The 17,300-nt window shown below is 62.4% G+C and carries 10 protein-coding genes; 5 read left to right on the forward strand and 5 right to left on the reverse strand.

What is annotated here, in order from left to right; translation table 11 throughout:
- The first annotated feature begins 202 nt into the window (after window positions 1-202).
- Window positions 203-1,246 carry an acyl-CoA reductase gene (locus CGL56_RS01930; protein ID WP_099105501.1) on the forward strand — a complete coding sequence of 348 codons (1,044 nt, stop codon included), beginning with the start codon at window positions 203-205 and terminating at the stop codon, window positions 1,244-1,246.
- Here CGL56_RS01930 and CGL56_RS01935 read toward each other — a convergent pair.
- Window positions 1,218-4,367: a Kelch repeat-containing protein gene (locus tag CGL56_RS01935; RefSeq protein WP_167641519.1), complete on the reverse strand. Its 3,150-nt coding sequence runs from the start codon at window positions 4,365-4,367 to the stop codon at window positions 1,218-1,220. The genes CGL56_RS01930 and CGL56_RS01935 overlap by 29 nt on opposite strands.
- A 192-nt stretch (window positions 4,368-4,559) precedes the next feature.
- Between CGL56_RS01935 and acs the strand changes: the two genes are divergently transcribed.
- Complete coding sequence (gene acs / locus CGL56_RS01940) at window positions 4,560-6,473, forward strand: acetate--CoA ligase (protein WP_099104807.1); 1,914 nt, start codon at window positions 4,560-4,562, stop codon at window positions 6,471-6,473.
- 36 nt (window positions 6,474-6,509) lie between these two features.
- Here acs and CGL56_RS01945 read toward each other — a convergent pair whose 3' ends face one another.
- From CGL56_RS01945 to CGL56_RS01955, 3 genes are all read right to left on the reverse strand, one after another.
- Window positions 6,510-8,318 carry an acyltransferase family protein gene (locus CGL56_RS01945; RefSeq protein ID WP_099104808.1) on the reverse strand — a complete coding sequence of 603 codons (1,809 nt, stop codon included), beginning with the start codon at window positions 8,316-8,318 and terminating at the stop codon, window positions 6,510-6,512.
- Between the two features lie 353 nt (window positions 8,319-8,671).
- Complete coding sequence (gene pruA / locus CGL56_RS01950; RefSeq protein ID WP_099104809.1) at window positions 8,672-10,300, reverse strand: L-glutamate gamma-semialdehyde dehydrogenase; 1,629 nt, start codon at window positions 10,298-10,300, stop codon at window positions 8,672-8,674.
- A gap of 62 nt (window positions 10,301-10,362) precedes the next feature.
- Window positions 10,363-11,595, reverse strand: coding sequence for a M14 family zinc carboxypeptidase (locus CGL56_RS01955; protein WP_099104810.1), 1,233 nt, complete (start codon window positions 11,593-11,595; stop codon window positions 10,363-10,365).
- Window positions 11,596-11,759: 164 nt separating this feature from the next.
- Between CGL56_RS01955 and CGL56_RS01960 the strand changes: the two genes are divergently transcribed.
- Together CGL56_RS01960 and CGL56_RS01965 are read left to right on the forward strand one after the other, a co-directional pair.
- Window positions 11,760-13,553: a sodium:solute symporter family protein gene (locus tag CGL56_RS01960; protein WP_099104811.1), complete on the forward strand. Its 1,794-nt coding sequence runs from the start codon at window positions 11,760-11,762 to the stop codon at window positions 13,551-13,553.
- A gap of 61 nt (window positions 13,554-13,614) precedes the next feature.
- Window positions 13,615-14,394, forward strand: a complete 780-nt coding sequence (locus CGL56_RS01965) for a DUF3050 domain-containing protein (RefSeq protein WP_099104812.1) — start codon at window positions 13,615-13,617, stop codon at window positions 14,392-14,394.
- Here the strand turns inward: CGL56_RS01965 and treF are convergent.
- A complete protein-coding gene (gene treF, locus CGL56_RS01970; RefSeq protein WP_099104813.1) occupies window positions 14,378-16,006 on the reverse strand; it encodes an alpha,alpha-trehalase TreF in 1,629 nt (542 codons plus the stop codon). The two genes, CGL56_RS01965 and treF, sit on opposite strands and share 17 nt — an antisense overlap.
- A 100-nt stretch (window positions 16,007-16,106) precedes the next feature.
- Here treF and CGL56_RS01975 point away from each other — a divergent pair, with 100 nt between their 5' ends.
- Window positions 16,107-17,300: an amidohydrolase family protein gene (locus CGL56_RS01975; protein WP_167641518.1), complete on the forward strand. Its 1,194-nt coding sequence runs from the start codon at window positions 16,107-16,109 to the stop codon at window positions 17,298-17,300.

A 17,300-nucleotide genomic window follows, 5' to 3' on the forward strand; every position in this document is an offset into this window, starting at 1 on the left:
GTCAAATTTCAGCTCGGTGTACTACTTATTTCCAACGGGACGGATTCGTTGATGTTCGTGGTACCATATCCTAAGGTGTCGTTAAACTCCTCGTTGCTCACCCCTTTCCCTTTGAGACGCAGAAGGTCACCATCGGTCAACCATGGCAAAATAAATTTGTACCCTAGTGAACCGGTCGGTCCGGCCGGTCAACCCCATTGCTATGACGCTCGATGCACGTATTGACCTGTTGGCCCGCCTGGGCGACCACCTCCGCGATGGCGAGGATGAGTTTCTTACCGCCCTGATGAAGCGGACGGAATTCAACAATGGCTGGTTTACCCTGGCCCAGCAGCAGCGGGCGCTGCAGGCCGTGGCGGATTATCTGCTTGACGGCAAAAAACTGCGGGCCTGGGCGCAGGATTACCCCATCACGGCACCCGCGTCCGCGCCCGATCGGACGGTTGGCCTGGTACTGGCGGGCAATATTCCCCTGGTCGGCATCCACGACGTCGTCAGCGTGTTCGTGGCCGGCCACCGTTCGCAGATCAAGCTCAGCAGCAAGGACCCTTACGTACTGCCGTACCTGCTCAAACTGCTGACGCGCTTCGATGCCGCGGCTGAATCCTACTTCGGAGTCGTGGAAAACCTGTCTGGCTTCGACGCCATCATCGCTACGGGAAGCAACAACAGCAGCCGCTATTTCGAATCCTACTTCGGCAACTACCCCCACATTATCCGCCGCAACCGCAATGCCGTGGCGATACTGACGGGACAGGAGACGGAGGATCAGCTGCGGGCACTTGGCGACGACATCTTCGCCTACTTCGGTCTGGGCTGCCGTAATGTTTCCAAGTTGTACGTTCCCGAGGGCTACGACTTCACCCCCCTGCTGGAAGTCCTGCACGAGTGGAAACACTACCAGAACCACACGAAGTGGAAGAACAATTTTGACTACAACTTCGCCCTGCTCACCCTGAACAAGGAAGCTTTCCTGCACAATGGCAGCATCATCCTGCGGGAGGACGGGGACATGGCCAGCCACATTGCCGGACTCTACTATGCGTATTACCGCGATTCCGCCGACGTGGAACGCGAGCTGCGGGAACGGGCCGAAGAAATCCAGCTCGTCGTTGCGGAACCCGGTGTTCTCGAGGTACCCACCCACGCCTTCGGTACGGCCCAGCGACCGGAGCTGACCGACTACGCTGACGGGGTGGATACCCTCCGTTTCCTCACTACCGGCCTTTCACAAACGGCCGGATAAGCCGCTCCCGCCCGTTGATCAGGTAAAGCTGGTAGACGCCTGCGGGCAACCGACTGACGTCGATCGCGTCCGCCAGCACTTCACCGTCTTTTTCGTAGCTCCGTCGCTCCACTACCCGGCCGTTGAGGTCGGTCAGCAGCAGTTCGGTGCGCCCGGTGACCGCCCCTTCCAGGTGGAAGCGCAGTTCGTGGCTGGCGGGGTTGGGGAAAACCTCCAGTGAATTGGCGGCCCGGACCGGGCTTGCCACGGCACTGGGGTAAGCGGCGATGGCCTGGGGTTGACTGCAGTTCGGGTCGGTGCCTCCGGTACCGCTGGGCAGGGTGGCCGAAGTTGATAGCAGGAGCTTGTCCAGCTGGGTGCCCGCTTCCCGGTTCGCAACCGTAATGGTGTGGTTGCCTGCGGCCAGTGAAAGGGCTACCGGACGGGTATCGTCGTTGACCTTCCGCCATTCGAAGCCCTGGGTAAGCATGTTGCTACCGTCCTCATCCTTCCACATCTTGAGCCAGTTGCCCTGGTCCACCCTGATCCACAGGGAATTGCGGCTGTTGTCGATGGCGTTCAGGCGGGCGAAGAGGTGGTAGGTTCCTGCCTCCGCCAAGGACACGGTAAAGTTCAGGTGGTCGGGGGAAGTTGTTGCTGCGGGCATGGCGTAGTGGTGGTCGCCCTGCCAGTAGACGTATTTCCCGTTGGCAGCCCCGGCGGCGGAGGCCGTGGTCCAGCGGCCGGCGTTCTGACCGCACTCGGCCTCCCACCATTTGGTGAATTCGGTCGGGGTGGGCTCGGGTTCCGGTTCGGGCTCAGGTTCCGGCGCGGGGTTGTTGCCACAGCTACCGTCGGCATCGCCCATTCCGGTGGGGGCTTCCGTGCGGGTGGTCAGCAGGATCTTATCTAGCCTGAGTCCATCCTCCCGGTAAGCAATGTCCAGGGTAGCGGTACCCGCCGGCAGCGCGAAGCCAGAAGTGGGAGCCTTACGCCAGTCGTAGGTGCCATTGCCGGTCACCAGGCCGGAATACCAGCGTACCCAGTTGCCTCCGTTGAAGCGGTAGTAGAAGGAGTCATCGGAGGTATTGTCCGCCGAAACCCGGGCGAAGAAGTTGAACTGACCGCTTTGGGGCACCTCAAACTGGAAGCGGACCTGGTTGGCGGCGTTGTCCGTCGGAGGGCCTCCCGTACTGTTCAGCCCCGGCTTGATGGTGACGTAGGAACCATTGGAGGCAGCAGTGGAGGATTGTACCAGCCAGTTACTGCCCACCGTGGCGCACTCCATTTCCCGGTAGGCGGCAAATTCGGAAGGCGGCGGGGGGGGCGGCGGCGTACCGGGATCCGGAGTAGCGCCACAAGTGGCGTCGGAGCCGCCCATGCCCGTAGGCATCTTGCTGAGGGAGGTCAGCAGGATCTTGTCGAACTTCAGTCCGTCCTCCCGGTAGACGAAGTCGATCGTGGCAGTGCCTGCCGGCAGGGTGAATCCCGTCACGGGGGCCTGTCGCCAGCCGTAGGTCCCGTTGCCGGTTACCAGTCCGGATCCCCACTGGACCCAGCTCCCGCCGTTCACGCGGTAGTAGAAGGAGTCGTCGGAGGTATTGTCGGCCGAAACGCGGGCGAAGAACTGGTACTGGTCGCTGCGCGGCAGGTTAAAGGTGAAACTGATGCGGTTGGCGGCCACGTCGGCCGGTGGACCGCTGGTGCTGTTCAGGCCGGGCTTGATGGTTACGTAGTTGCCATTGGAGGCTCCGCTGGCCTGTCCCACCACCCAATTGCTGCCGACGGTTGCGCACTCCACTTCCCGGTAGGCGATGTAGCGTTCGGCCGAAGAGGCGGGCTGGCCGACCGTGAAGCTGATGGGCAGGGTGGCCGCCTCGTAACCGGGCGCCGTGGCGCGCAGGTTGTACTGGTAGCTGCCCAAAGGCAGGTTCCGCGGATCCACGGTGATTTCCACCTCACCCATCGACTCCCGGGCTTTACCGCTGCTGCGGTCGATGCTCAGCCAGGCGGGCAGATTAGTGGTCTCGATCTGGTAGGCTATCTCATCCTCGGCGCTGAAGTTGGCCACAATCACCTCCGTGGTAGTCCGCTCCGTACCGCTTACGGGCAGGGTGGCGGGGTGAAAGCCCAGGCGTACCGTTTGATTGGGGGCGAAGGTCTTCACGCGGGTATGCGAACGGGCCTGGTTCACGGCCACTTCACCGCCGGTCATCACGAAGAGGTTGCCGTCGTGGACGCGGGCGCCCGGGGCGATCAGCCGCAGGGGCAGCTCCATATCGGTCAGGATCTTCCAGGTATTCGTCTCAGGATCGTACTCGCATACCTTGCGACTCTCCTGCCCCTGTCCGCCCAGTACGTAGATCTTGCCGTTGTACGCGAAGGTACTGGGCTCGGTGTGGGAGTTGACGAAGGGTAGATCCGCGAGCCGTTCCCAACTGTCGGTGTAGGGGTCATAGCGGTGCACGTAGGTCAGGTTCTTGCCCCTCAGACAGGCTTCGTGGTCGTGCTGGCCGGCCACGGCATACAGCTTGCCGCCGAGGGTGGCCGTCCCGAAGTGGTTGCGGGCCAGGGGCATGGGGGAAGTCTTGCTGAAATCCTGCCACCCGGCGGCGGGATTGTCCAGGTCGTACACCCAGTGGTCGTCCACGTCGCAGGCCGAACGGTAGTCGAACCCGCCTACGTAGTGGAGGGTGCGCCCCAGGCGGGCCAGCCCGCCGCCGCCGCGCTTAACGGGCAGCTCCGGGCCGAGGCGCCAGTCGTTGCGGGTGACGTTGTAAATCCAGATTTTTTCCGACACCTCGTATCCGTAGTTGCCCGAGCGTCCTCCGAGCAACCAGATGTCGTCGTCCACCACGGCGATGCCTACGTGGGTGGTGCCCTGGTAGGACCCGTCCGGGTTCAGGGGGATGCTGGCCAACTTGGTCCAGGTATTGGTGACGGGGTCATACCGCTCGTTCTCGTTCAAGTAGGCTACGTCGGTAGTGAAGCCATTGAAGAGGTAGAACTTGCCCTGGTGGGATACCATTTGCCCTTCCGCCCGGGGATAGTTCGCGTGTCCGATGGTGGTCCAGGAAGGATAGGTCGTTTGCCCCATTAGCCCAGCCCCGGTAAGGCACAGCAAGAGGGTAAAGATGTTCAAGTGTGTAGTGTGTGGCCCCATGTGTGTTGTTGTGCTGATCTGCTTACGGTAGACAATTGAAAATAGTCCCTGCGGTTTGTACGATTCCGGAATTTGAGAAAAATAATTCTCCGTGGGTATGATTTCCCCGGCATTGTACCGGCGGGCCCATCGGTCGGCATTCTATATCTTGGCTGCCGAACCTCGAAGATCATGCCCAACACACTACCCCACCAGATTACCAGTTTTGACGAGTACCGCGAAGTCTACCAGCGCAGCGTCGACGACCCCGAAGCCTTCTGGGCCGCGGAGGCCGCCACCTTCACCTGGCAGAAGCCCTGGGACGAGGTGCTGTCCTGGAACTTTACCGACCCCGAGGTCCGGTGGTTCAGCGGAGGAAAGCTGAACATCACGGAAAACTGTCTGGACCGCCACCTTGTGGATCGCGGTGACCAGGTGGCCATCCTCTTCGAACCTAATGAGCCCGGCGACGAGGTCGTCCGCCTCACCTACCGGCAGTTGCACGCCCGGGTATGCCAGGTGAGCAATGCCCTGCGTGAGCTCGGCGTGGCGAAGGGCGACCGCGTGTGCTTTTATATGCCCATGGTTCCGGAACTGGCCGTTTCGGTGCTGGCCTGCGCCCGCATCGGGGCCGTCCACTCGGTAGTCTTTGCCGGCTTCAGTGCCCAGGCCCTGGCCGACCGCGTAAACGATGCGGACTGCAAGGTGATCATCTGCTCGGATTACAACCGCCGCGGCCGCAAGAACATCCCCGTCAAGGAGGTGGTCGACGAAGCCCTCGCCATTGGCTGCCCCAGCGTCGAGACGGTGCTCGTACACCGCAATACCGGCGAAGACGTTGCCTGGGACCCCAGCTACGACTGCTGGTTCCACGAGGCGGTGGATCAGCAGCCAACGGACTGCCCGCCGCAGCCTATGGATGCCGAAGACGTCCTGTTCATTCTCTACACCTCAGGCAGCACCGGCAAGCCGAAGGGCGTGGTGCATACCTGCGGCGGATATATGGTGTACACCGCCTATACCTTCCGCAACGTCTTTCAGTACAGCGACGGCGACGTCTACTGGTGTACCGCCGACATTGGCTGGATCACCGGCCACAGCTACATCCTCTACGGCCCCCTGCTGTGCGGTGCCACCACCATGATGTTCGAGGGAGTCCCCACCTACCCTGACGCGGGCCGTTTCTGGAAGGTGTGCGAAAAGCACGGCGTGAACCAGTTCTACACCGCCCCCACTGCCCTGCGGGCCCTGATGGCCCAGGGCGACGACTTCGTTGAAGGGCACGACCTGTCCGCCCTCAAGGTGATCGGCTCCGTAGGTGAGCCCATCAACGAGGAGGCCTGGGAGTGGTACCACGAAAAGGTGGGCAAGGGGCAGGTCCCCATTGTGGATACCTGGTGGCAAACCGAAACCGGAGGTATTATGATCTCGGGGCTGGGCGGACTGAGCCCCCAGAAGGCCACCTTCGCCGGCTACCCCCTGCCGGGCATCCAGATGGCCCTGGTCGACAAGAATACCGGAGAAGAACTCACCGCCAATCCGGAAAGCGGATTGCTCTGCGTGAAGTTCCCCTGGCCGGGAATACTGCGCACCACCTGGGGGGACCACGAGCGGTGCCGGAACACCTACTTCAGTACCGTACCGGGAATGTACTTCACCGGCGACGGGGCCCGGCGCGACAAGAACGGCATGTACCGCATCGTTGGCCGCGTGGACGACGTCATCAACGTCAGCGGCCACCGGATGGGCACCGCGGAGGTAGAAAATGCCATTGACGAGCACCCCCTGGTAGTGGAGACGGCCGTGGTGGGTTACCCCCACGAGATCAAGGGACAGGGCATCTATGCCTACGTTATCCTGTCACCCGGCCAACACGATGCCGACCGCCTGCGGGAGGAAATCATCGAAACCGTGCGTCACGAAATCGGACCCATCGCCAAGCCCGACAAGATCCAGTTCGTAGAGGAGCTGCCCAAGACCCGTTCCGGGAAAATCATGCGGCGCATCCTGCGAAAAGTAGCCAGCGGGGAAACCGACGGACTGGGCGATACCTCTACCCTGCTCAACCCCGAGGCGGTGGAATCCATTACCCGCGGCCGGATTTAACCGGGTCGGCCCCTTTCGTGGGTGCCCGCCGTCGACCTAACCGCGGAAGATCTCCGCAAAGCGGTCTTCCAGCCGCTGCGCCAGGTAGCGGGCCCCCGAACGGGTCAGGTGGACGGTGTCCTGGCTGATGAACTTTCCATCGGGGGTAAAGACCAGTATCCGCCCCTCGTCGTTGGCCAACAGGGCAATCAGGTCGATGTAGCGGTCGCCCCACTCCTCGCGCAGTTGCTCGTTGATGCTCAGCACGTCGCCCTTCATGGCGGTGCGGTAGTTCTGGAAATCGGTCCCGCCGTCCGTACGGTTGTAGTGGATGCCGTTGCTGTATCCGAAGTCCTTGGTGCCCAACATCCATACCTTGTCGCGGTCGATCGTAATGTCGTGGGCTTCCTCAAGGGAGGTCAGGTAGTCGCGATCGATGTAGGTCTGGGCCGCCAGAATGATCCGGTCGGCCGCCAGCAGGCGGGCCTTCATCTCCGGCCGTTCGCGGAGTTCCTTCCATTCTGCGTACCTCACCTCGAGGGAATCGCTCATCGAAGATTCCAGCATCAGGTTCGTGGCGTCTCTTCCGAAACTATTGCCTACCACCAGGGTCTTGATCCGGTCGGTACCAGCCGTGAAATCGCGGTCCAGGTCCCATACATTCTCGTTGTAGCTGATGTGGATGTTGTCCGAGCCACTGAGGAAGTTACGCTGGTCGGGCAGCTGGTCGCGGTACAGGGCCAGTTGGGGATAATCCTTGACGATACCGCCGATGGTATAGACGTAGAAAGCGGAACCCGTACTCAGCAGGAACAGCCCCCCGGTGAACAGCAGCACGGTCCGCGTCGACATGACCTTGCGGTCGCGGAAGGGGTTCTCGATGCCGTAGTAGGTGATGACCGACATCACCAAGGTCAGGCCGGTTAGCGCCACCGCCCATCCGGGGGTGATTTCTTCCAGGAAGGCGTAGCGGGCAAAGGCAAAGATCAGCTGGTGCCACATATACAGGCTGAAGCTGATGCTACCGATGAAGGCCGCCACGGGGTTGGCCATCAGGGCGGCGTAGAGGCGGTCGCCCTCGAAGTACTGCTTGCCGACGATGAGGATCCCGACGGTAATCATGGTGGTCAACAGCACCCGCAATTCGTTGGTCGGCACGATGGGCAGGAAGAGAATGAGCGCCAAGGCGGCCAGCAGCCCGTACAGCAGCATACGCCCCTGCTGGTACCGCTCGATCACTACCTTGCTGAACAGAATGGCTCCCAGTCCGCCAATGGCCAGCTCAAAGAAGCGGTATTGAATGAAGTAGAAGGTAGCCGCCACGCTGTCCTGCAGCAGGAAAGCGATCAGGGAAACCGCCGTGAGCGCAATCAGCACGTGCTTGATGTACTTGAGGCGCGGACCACTCAGGACGTAGAACAGGAAGGGATATACGAGATAGAACTGCTCTTCAATGCCCAGGCTCCAGGTATGCATCAGGGGCTTGTAGTCGTTCTTCACGGCCCAGTAATCCGCTGACGTCAGATACATGAGGATGTTGTTCGCCGAGACGTTGGAGGCCACGACACTCTGGCAGAGGTTCTCCAGGTCGTCGGGCAGCATGTACACCAGCCCGAGCAGAAAAGCGATGGTAGATACCACCAACAAGAGGGGGATGATGCGGCGGATGCGGCGCTCGTAGAAGTCGATGATGGAGAACTTCCCTTTCTCGGAGCGCCCGTAGACGATGCTCGTGATCAGGTAGCCGCTGATGACGAAAAAGACGTCCACCCCGAGGTAGCCGTTGGGCAGAAAGCCGAGGTGGAACAAAATCACCGCCACCACGGCCAGCGCCCGCAAACCGTCAATATCAGTTCTATACTTCACAACATGCTCATTTCACGGAGTTAGGAGCTAACCGACAAATTGTAGGAGTTAGCGCCGAAAGGGAGGGGGCCGGCATCCCGCCTGGGGCCCCGGGGTGAGGGGGCATCCCGGTTGGGCTGGTGTGGCGATCGAAGACGTTCCCTTCGTCAGGTAGCTGAACGCTGGAGGGGGGCCGCTTATTTGGCTCCAACCAGCCCGCCGCCACGATTTACGGCACGACTGCCGTACAACAAAGCTACACCGTCCGGCCTATCTGTACAAACACGCCCCCCCGGCCACTTGGCCGGGGGGGCGCGAAGGCATAAAGAAGGCAGCGGCATGACAGGTTTGCACCCGTCAGGAAGGCCCTCCGCTTATCCCAGGAAGGGGTAGCGGTAATCGACCGGTGGCACGAAATTCTCCTTGATCAACCGGGGGCTGATCCAGCGGTGAAGGTTCAGGGCACTGCCGGCCTTGTCGTTGGTGCCGGAGGCCCGGGCCCCGCCGAAGGGTTGCTGTCCGACGACGGCACCGGTGGGCTTGTCGTTGACGTAGAAGTTGCCGGCGGCGTTGCGGAGGGCCTTGGAGGCTGATTCAATGACGTCGCGGCCGGTGGCGAAGATTGCGCCGGTGAGGGCGTAGGGAGAGGTCGTATCTACCAGTTTGAGGGTTTCCTCCCACTGATCGTCCTCGTAAACGTAGATGGTAAGTACCGGGCCAAAAATCTCCTCTACCATGGTCGTGGACCGCGGGTTGGTGGTCAGCAGCACGGTGGGGGGGATGAAGTAGCCCTCGGACTTGTCGTAGTCGCCCCCGGCAATGATTTCCACGGCATCGTTGTCGCGGGCCCCGTCGATGTACCCGGCGATGCGGTCGAAGGCCCGCTCGTCGATGACGGCGTTGACGAAGTTGCCGAAATCCTCCACGGTGCCCATCTTCACCGTTTCCAGGTCCTGCAGCAGTCGCTCTTTGATGGCGGGCCACAGGGAGGCGGGTAGATAGGCTCGGGAGGCCGCGGAACACTTTTGTCCCTGGAATTCGAACGCTCCCCGCAGCAGCGCCACGGCAACCTCTTCGGCCCGGGCTGAGGGGTGAGCCACCACGAAGTCCTTGCCGCCGGTTTCCCCTACGATGCGGGGGTAGCTGCGGTAGTTGGCGATGTTGTTGCCGATCTCTTTCCAGAGCTGCTGGAAGACGCCGGTGGAGCCGGTGAAGTGGAGTCCGGCAAAGTCCGGGTGCTTGAAGACGATGTCACCCACCTGCGGCCCGTCGGTGTAGATCAGGTTGATGACCCCCTTGGGCAGTCCGGCCGCCTCGAAGAGCTCCATGATGACGACGGCGGAGTAAATCTGGGTTTCGGCCGGCTTCCAGACGACGGTGTTGCCGCAGAGCGCGGGTGCCGCGGGCAGGTTGGCCGCAATGCTGGTGAAATTGAACGGGGTGATCGCCAGTACGAATCCTTCCAGCGCCCGGTACTCGAGGCGGTTCCAGGTCCCGGCGGGTGAGTGCAGCGGCTGCTCACGGTAGATCTCCTGCAGGAAGTAGGCGTTGAAGCGGAAGAAATCGCACAGCTCGGCTACGGCGTCGATCTCCGACTGGTAGGCATTCTTGCTCTGCCCCAGCATAGTGGCGGCGTTCATCCGGGCGCGGAAGGGGCCGGCCAGCAGGTCGGCGGCCCGCAGGAAAACGGCGGCCCGCTGCTGCCAGGGCAGGGATTCCCAGCCGGATTTGGCGGACAGGGCGGCCTCGATGGCGCGGTGTACGTGCTCATCCGTACCCCGGTAGAAGTGGCCCAGGGTGTGCTTGCGCTCGTGGGGAGGATGGACGCTTACCTTTTCCCCTTCCAGTACCCGTTCGCCGTTGATGAAGGCGGGCAGCTCCCGGACCTCGGATTTGGCGGCCTCCAGGGCGCGCTGCAGTTCCTCGCGCTCGGGACTGCCGGGGGCGTAGGCCAGCACCGGCTCGTTCTGGGGAATGGCAATATTGAAAATGGCGTCAGACATGTGGTGGTGAATCTGGTGTAGGGAAGAAAAATTGATCCGGGCAGCGGCCGGTGGCCACTACCCTATTTTTTGCGGGCGGGATCGGCATCCGGCAGGCGCTCCAAAGCTACCTGCAGGAACCGCCGCTGGTTGTCGCGTAAACTTACAATAAGGCTGCGGGACTGATACCCCGGGGCGGCAATGACCAGCCGGTAGGTACCCGCCGAAAGGTAGCGGTAGAAATCGCCGCTGCCGTAATCCGTATAAACGGAGGAGTTCATTTCGTCGTGACCGGGAATGGTGACGTGGGCCCGCAGGGGGCGCCCCGTAATGCGGTCGGTCACCACGCCGTGAATACCGTAGCGTGCCTCGTTCAGGTAGTTGAGCAGGGCTCCCCGGATCGACAGCCACAGGTTCGGCAGGCTGGCCGAGGGGAAGCGCTTGGTATTGGTGATTTCAACCGTCGCCTCCCGGGTCCGGTGAAAGTAGTTCATGTAGTCCTGGCGGGAGCCGGCGATGGGGTACCAGTCGTGGCCGTTGGTGGTGCCGTTGGCCCGGTCCTTGAAGTATTCCCCGAGGTGGCTGTCCTGCTGGGCCTGCTGGGCAAATTCCCGGCTCACCTCCCGCCACCAGTCGGTATCGGGGTGGCGGTTGCGGAAGGTATCCCAGGGATAGTTGAAGAGTTCCGCGCCCCCGTGGAAATTGATGGCCAGGTCAAACCCGTGGGTATCGGCCGCCCGCATGAAGATGCGGGTTTCGGGTTGGTGGTCGTTGCCGTCGGGATAGCGACCGTCGTCCGGATCAGGATAGTTCCGGTTGAGGTCCACCCCGTTGGCGTTGCCGCGGTGGGCGGCGGCCAGGCTATGATTGCCGGCGCGGAAGGCACCGTCGGGGTTGGCCAGGGGATTGATGTAGAGGGCCACGTCGTCGAGCAGGCCGGTGGGATCCTTTTCCAGAAGGGATTCGGCCAATCGCAGCAGTACCCAGTAGCCCGCCAGCTCATCCCCGTGCATCGTCGCCGTGCACAGCACCCTTGGGCGGGCGGGCCGCTCGCGCAGGCCGCGGGCCAGTTGCAGTACCAGGATCCGGCGCCCCGAAGGGAGGGTACCCCAGACCTCCAGGCGGCAGCGGTCGGGGTAGCGCCGCGACAAGTCGTACATAATACGCTCGTAGAAATCGTAACTCGGGTAGGCCGCCGCGGGCACCAGGTGGGTGCTGCCGGGATCCGGGGCCGTGGCGACGCGCAACTCGTCCTGGGCGGCGAGATTCGTCGAGCCCAACAACCAACAGATCAGTACCGGAACGATCCACTTCACAAGGTAAAGGTACCCCAAAAGCGACCAAATTGTTTTCAGCCGGAAATGCGGGATGTCAAGACCGCCCCCCTTCACCGTCGTAAAATGCCCGCCGGGCTCCCGCGCATTAGTTAGCCGGAATCCGGCCGTTTTATCTACCTTGAACCCGCACTTTTACACCACCTATGCAGCTTACCTCTCTCGACTGGATCATCGTATTCCTCTTTTTCGCCGTCACCCTCGCCATCGGCATGTGGGCCAGTCGCGGCTCCGGCAAGTCTACCCAGGACTTCTTCCTTTCGGGACGCAACATGCCCTGGTGGTTGCTCGGCGTATCGATGGTGGCCACCACCTTCTCGGCCGACACCCCAAACCTGGTGACCGACATCGTCCGCAAACAGGGGGTCGCCGGCAACTGGGCCTGGTGGGCCTTCCTGCTGACGGGTATGCTGACGGTCTTCGTCTACGCCCGGCTGTGGCGGCGCTCCGGGGTGATGACCGACCTGGAATTCTACGAGTTGAGGTACGCCGGCGGACCGGCCCGCTTCCTGCGGCAGTTCCGGGCCATCTATTTAGGGGTGTTCTTCAACGTCATGATCATGGCCACCGTCTGTCTGGCGGGCATCAAGATTGCGGGCGTGCTGCTCGACATCGACCCCATCACCACCGTTATGCTGGTTTCCGTCGTGACGGTCATTTATTCGGCTTCCGGTGGACTTAAGGGGGTCATCCTTACCGACTTCGTCCAGTTCACCTTCGCCATGGTGGGGGCCATTTGGGCGGCCTACGTGGTCATCAACCTGCCGGCCATTGGTGGTCTGGACGGGCTGTTCTCTCACCCCGAGGTGACGGAAAAACTCGACCTGATTCCGGATTTCGACAATCCGGAGGTGTACGTCCCCCTCTTCGTGGTACCCATTGCGGTGCAGTGGTGGAGCGTGTGGTACCCCGGCGCCGAACCCGGCGGCGGCGGCTACGTGGCCCAGCGGATGCTGGCCGCCAAAAACGAAAACCACGCCGTGGGCGCTACCCTGCTGTTCAATGCCTTCCACTACGCCCTGCGCCCGTGGCCGTGGATCCTCATTGCCCTGGCGTCCATCGTGGTCTTCCCCGACCTGGACAGCATCGCCGAGGCGTTCCCGAACGTAGCCCCCAGCGTGATCAACGACGACCTGGCCTACCCCGCCATGCTCAGTTTTCTGCCTACCGGACTTTTGGGGCTGGTCATCGCCTCCCTCATCGCGGCGGTGATGTCGACCCTCTCCACCCACCTGAACTGGGGCTCTAGCTACGTGGTCCACGACTGGTACCACCGCTTCGTAAATCCCGAGGCCAGCGAAGACCGTTTGGTTCTCATCGGCCGCATCAGCACCGTCCTGCTCATGGTTATGGCCGCTTTCCTGGCACTGGCCCTCTCCAACGCCCTGCAGGCCTTCGCCATCCTGCTGCAGATCGGGGCGGGCACCGGACTGATCTTCATCCTGCGGTGGTTCTGGTGGCGCATCAACGCCTACACCGAGATCGCGGGCATGTTCATTTCCTTCGCCGTGGCCCTCTTTCTGGAGTTCGCCTGGGTGCCCCTGGGCCTGCCCGAGCTGGCCGGATACACCAAACTGTTGCTGGGCATCGCCATCACCACCGTGGGCTGGCTCACGGTGACCTTCGCCACCCGTCCCACCGACCTGGCCACCCTGCAGCACTTTTATACCACTACCCGTCCTGGAGGACCCGGTTGGAACCCGGTCGTGAAGAGCCTGCCCGCCCAGCTGGATGCCGGCGCCGACGGACAGCTCCCATTACGGCTCCTGGCGATGCTGGTGGGGGCCATCACCATCTACTCCATACTGTTCGCTTCCGGATTCTACCTCTATGGAAACCTGAGTGCAACGCTGATCGCCGGAGTAGTGGCCGCCGTGGGCATCGTGGCCCTGCTGGCCATCTGGCGGCGGCTGAATCAACCCCAATCACGTATCGTTTAGGTCGGCCACTGGCGCAACCGATCGGGCCCGGTGCCGTTTCCTGACTTCCAAAACCACTGGCATGTCAGATATATCTACCATTGAACGGGCCCTGGCCCCCCTGCGCGAACAACTGACCACCCACCGCATCTACCGGATGCTGCGCGATACCGACGACATTCGCGGCTTCATGGAGCAGCACGTCTTTGCGGTGTGGGACTTCATGTCGCTGCTCAAGGCCCTGCAGAACGAGCTCACCTGCACCACCCTGCCCTGGAAGCCCCGCCCCAACGCACGCACCGCCCGCTTCATCAACGAGATTGTCCTCGGCGAGGAAACCGACGTAGACCTGCACGGGGTACCGGCAAGCCACTACGAACTCTACCTGGATGCCATGGAAGAGATCGGGGCGGATACGGCCTCCGTCCGCCGGCTCGTGGCGTCGATCAACGGACTGGATGACGCCCGCGACCAACTGCGGCGAGCGGAGTTGTTACCCGGTGTTGCCCGCTTCGTGGACTACACCTTTGAACTGATCACCACGGGGAAGGTCCACCAGATCGCCGCGGCCTTCACCTTTGGTCGCGAAAGCATCATTCCGGAACTCTTCATCGAGATCCTGAATGAATCACCCGAAGACAAAAGCCGCTTTCCCCGGCTGGTGTACTACCTCGAGCGCCACATCGAACTGGACGGCGACGACCACGGACCCCTCTCGGAGGCCATGGTGGCCGAGCTCTGCGGACAGGACGCCCAGAAGTGGGCCGAGGCCGAAGCCGTAGCCCGCGAAGCCCTGCGCCGCCGCATCGGCCTGTGGGACGAGATCGCGCTCAGCCTGGAATCCACTACCGCCGCGTCGTAGATGCGTCGGCCGGCGGCATCGACATCCGCAGGTACACGCCGTTGCTCCAGCCGAAACCATCCTGGACGGGGTACTCTCCCCCACCCGCCTCGAGGGTGATGTCCTCCACGTTGTACTTCTCGACCATCTTGTCGACGTTTTCGTACACCCGCTCGTTGTTGTCCATCCACCGCTGGCGGATCGTCTCCGCCAGGGCGTCGTAACCGTAGTTGCGCAGACCGGCGTAGGCCATCCACTGCAGGGGCGGCCAGCCGTTGGGCGCGTCCCACTGCTGACCGGTTTCCCGCAGGCTCGTGCGCAATCCTCCGGGGGCCAGGAAGTCGCTTTCCAGCTTCCGGGCCACTAGCCGGGCCTGATCGGGACTGGCCGCTTCCACGAAGAGGGGATACACCCCGGCCAGGGTATGGTAGCCCGTGAATGCTCCGGTGGTCCAGTTGAGGTCCTCGTACCAGTTGCTGGCGGGGTTGAAGAGGTAGGTGTCCAGGGCCGCTTTCCGGCGTTCGGCGCGGCGTTGCCAGGCTTCCTTCTCCGGGATCAGTTCGGTGTGCTCGGCAATGGTGACTTCCAGGTGGTACAGCAGGGCGTTCAGATCGGGGGGCACGATGTCGGTGGTGATGATGGTGGACAGGTTCTGTCCATCGGCAAACCAGCGGGCGCTGAAGTCCCAGCCGGATTCGGCGGCGGAGCGCAGGTGCCGGGCCACCAACTGGCTGTCGCGCCCGCTCTCCCGGATGGTCATCACGTCCTCACGGTAGCTCTCGGCCCGCGGCCGGTCGCCCGCATCGTAGTAGCGGTTCAGGTAGGTGCTGTCGGCCATCCATACCACGTGATTGACGGCGCGGTTGTCCGGGCCCGTTCGTTCCTGCCCGTCCATCCAGAAGGCGTGCTCGGTTTGCATCTCCTCCAGAAACTCGGCGTAGACCTCTTCCCCTTCAATGCCGGCCAGCACGTCGACCATCAACGAAAAGAAAGGGGGCTGTGACCGGGTCAGGTAGTAGGTCCGGTTGCCGTTGGGGATGAAGCCGATCTCCCGGATCAGGTAGGCGAAGTTCTCTACCATATCCCGTACCAGGGTGTCCCGCCCCGCCGTGGCCAGTCCCAGCATGGTAAAGTAGCTGTCCCAGTAGTACACCTCCCGGAAGCGCCCCCCGGGGACGATGTAGTCCTCCGGCAACACGATGAGGCTGCCGGCGCTGCCCTCGTCGCTGCCGGCCTCGCGGGTGAGGACGGGCCAGAGGGCGTTGATGTGTTCGGAGATGGACCGGTTTCCGTCGCTCACGAAGCCGCTCTCCGGGGTCATCGGTGGATCGAAGTGTCCGCTGACGAAGGCCCGCAGGTTGAAGTCTCCCGTTCCCTTCCGGTTTTCGTAGTCGCGCATGATCTCCGCGGCGCTGCTGCGCGGCACCATATCCACGAAGGTCTTGCCGTCGTCGAAGAGCTGCTGCATCTGCACCTCCCGGAAGAGTTCCCCGAAGAGCTCGTCGGGGGCCCGCAGCCGCTCGTCGCTCAGGGTGTCGGGCGTAACGTTTACGGTTTGGGTGCCGGTGGTGTCGGGTTCGACGTTGCAGGATAGGAGGGGCAGCAGCAACAGCAGCAGATAGAGGTAACGCATGGGCGGGGGGTTGGTGATTGGTTGTCGCGGACGGGGGCCGGGACGTGAAAAGTAAGCGTGGTCTCCGGGCAGATGTTCGGGGGGTGGCTACCTTCGCGGCATGCCCAGCTATACCGCCGACTACCTCTACCCCATTGCCTCAGAACCCATCAAGGACGGGATCGTAGTCCTGGACGACACCGGAAGGATTACCGACGTCCTGGACCCCGGCGCTCCCGGGTTCACGGCACCCGCGGCCGCGCCCACCCGCGTAGATGGCCTCCTGATCCCCGGCTTCGTAAATGCCCACTGCCACCTGGAACTCAGCCACCTGAGTGGAAAAAGCCAGACGGGCAAAACCCTGCTGCCTTTCCTGGTTGACGTGGTCACCCTCCGCGAAGTCCCCCAGGAGGAAATCGACGCGGCGATCCGCGAACAGGACCGGCTGATGTGGCAAAATGGCATCCAGGCCGTCGGCGACATCTGCAACAAGGCGGATACGGCGGAGGTGAAACGGGAAAGCCCGATCCACTACTACAGTTTCGTGGAGATGTTTGACTTCCTCCAGCCCGACCGGGCGCGGGCCAGCTACGACCTCTACCAGCCCGCCTACGCGGCCCAACCGGAGCCGAAGAGCGCCGTGCCCCACGCCCCCTACACCGTAAGTGATGCCCTCTACCCCCTGATCAACGCCCTGAATGAGGGGAATGAATCGGTGAGCATCCACAACCAGGAGACGGAGGCTGAAGACGAACTCTTCCTCACGGGAAATGGGGAGTTCCCCGACTTTTTCGCCGGGTTCGGTGCCAACCTCAACGGATTTGAGGCGCCGGGTACCCCTTCCATCTACCATGCCCTGCAGCGGATGGATCCCCGCAAGCGAACCCTGTTCGTGCACAACACCCTGACCCGTCCGGAGGCCATCCTGGCCGCCGAAACCTGGGGCGAGAACGGGGTGTACTGGGTGACCTGCCCCAACGCCAACCTCTACATCGAGAACCGCCTGCCCCGCTACGACCGCTTCCTGGATGCCGGTGCGCGGGTGTGCATTGGCACGGACAGCCTGACCTCCAACTGGCAACTGAGCGTGCTGGAGGAAATGCGGACCATCAGCCGGTTCCAGAGCTACGTCCCCTTCCCCGCCCTGCTGCGGTGGGCCACCCTCAACGGGGCCGAGGCCCTGCAGTTCGATGGTGAACTGGGCAGCCTGGAAGTGGGCAAGCGCCCTGGCCTGTTGCAACTCGAAGGGTTGGAAGGGACGGACCCGGAAACTTTCCGCATCGGCGCGGACGCCCAGGTAAGCCGGTTGGTCTAA

Origin of the sequence: Neolewinella marina (assembly GCF_002631205.1) — a bacterium.
Lineage (GTDB): Bacteria > Bacteroidota > Bacteroidia > Chitinophagales > Saprospiraceae > Neolewinella > Neolewinella marina.

Bases quoted from the DNA above. Each gene is read 5' to 3' on its own strand.
- CGL56_RS01930 (WP_099105501.1), top strand. From the start codon at position 203: ATGACGCTCGATGCACGTATTGACCTGTTGGCCCGCCTGGGCGACCAC.
- pruA (WP_099104809.1), bottom strand. From the start codon at position 10,300: ATGTCTGACGCCATTTTCAATATTGCCATTCCCCAGAACGAGCCGGTG.
- CGL56_RS01960 (WP_099104811.1), top strand. From the start codon at position 11,760: ATGCAGCTTACCTCTCTCGACTGGATCATCGTATTCCTCTTTTTCGCC.
- CGL56_RS01975 (WP_167641518.1), top strand. From the start codon at position 16,107: ATGCCCAGCTATACCGCCGACTACCTCTACCCCATTGCCTCAGAACCC.
- treF (WP_099104813.1), bottom strand. From the start codon at position 16,006: ATGCGTTACCTCTATCTGCTGCTGTTGCTGCTGCCCCTCCTATCCTGC.
- acs (WP_099104807.1), top strand. From the start codon at position 4,560: ATGCCCAACACACTACCCCACCAGATTACCAGTTTTGACGAGTACCGC.
- CGL56_RS01965 (WP_099104812.1), top strand. From the start codon at position 13,615: ATGTCAGATATATCTACCATTGAACGGGCCCTGGCCCCCCTGCGCGAA.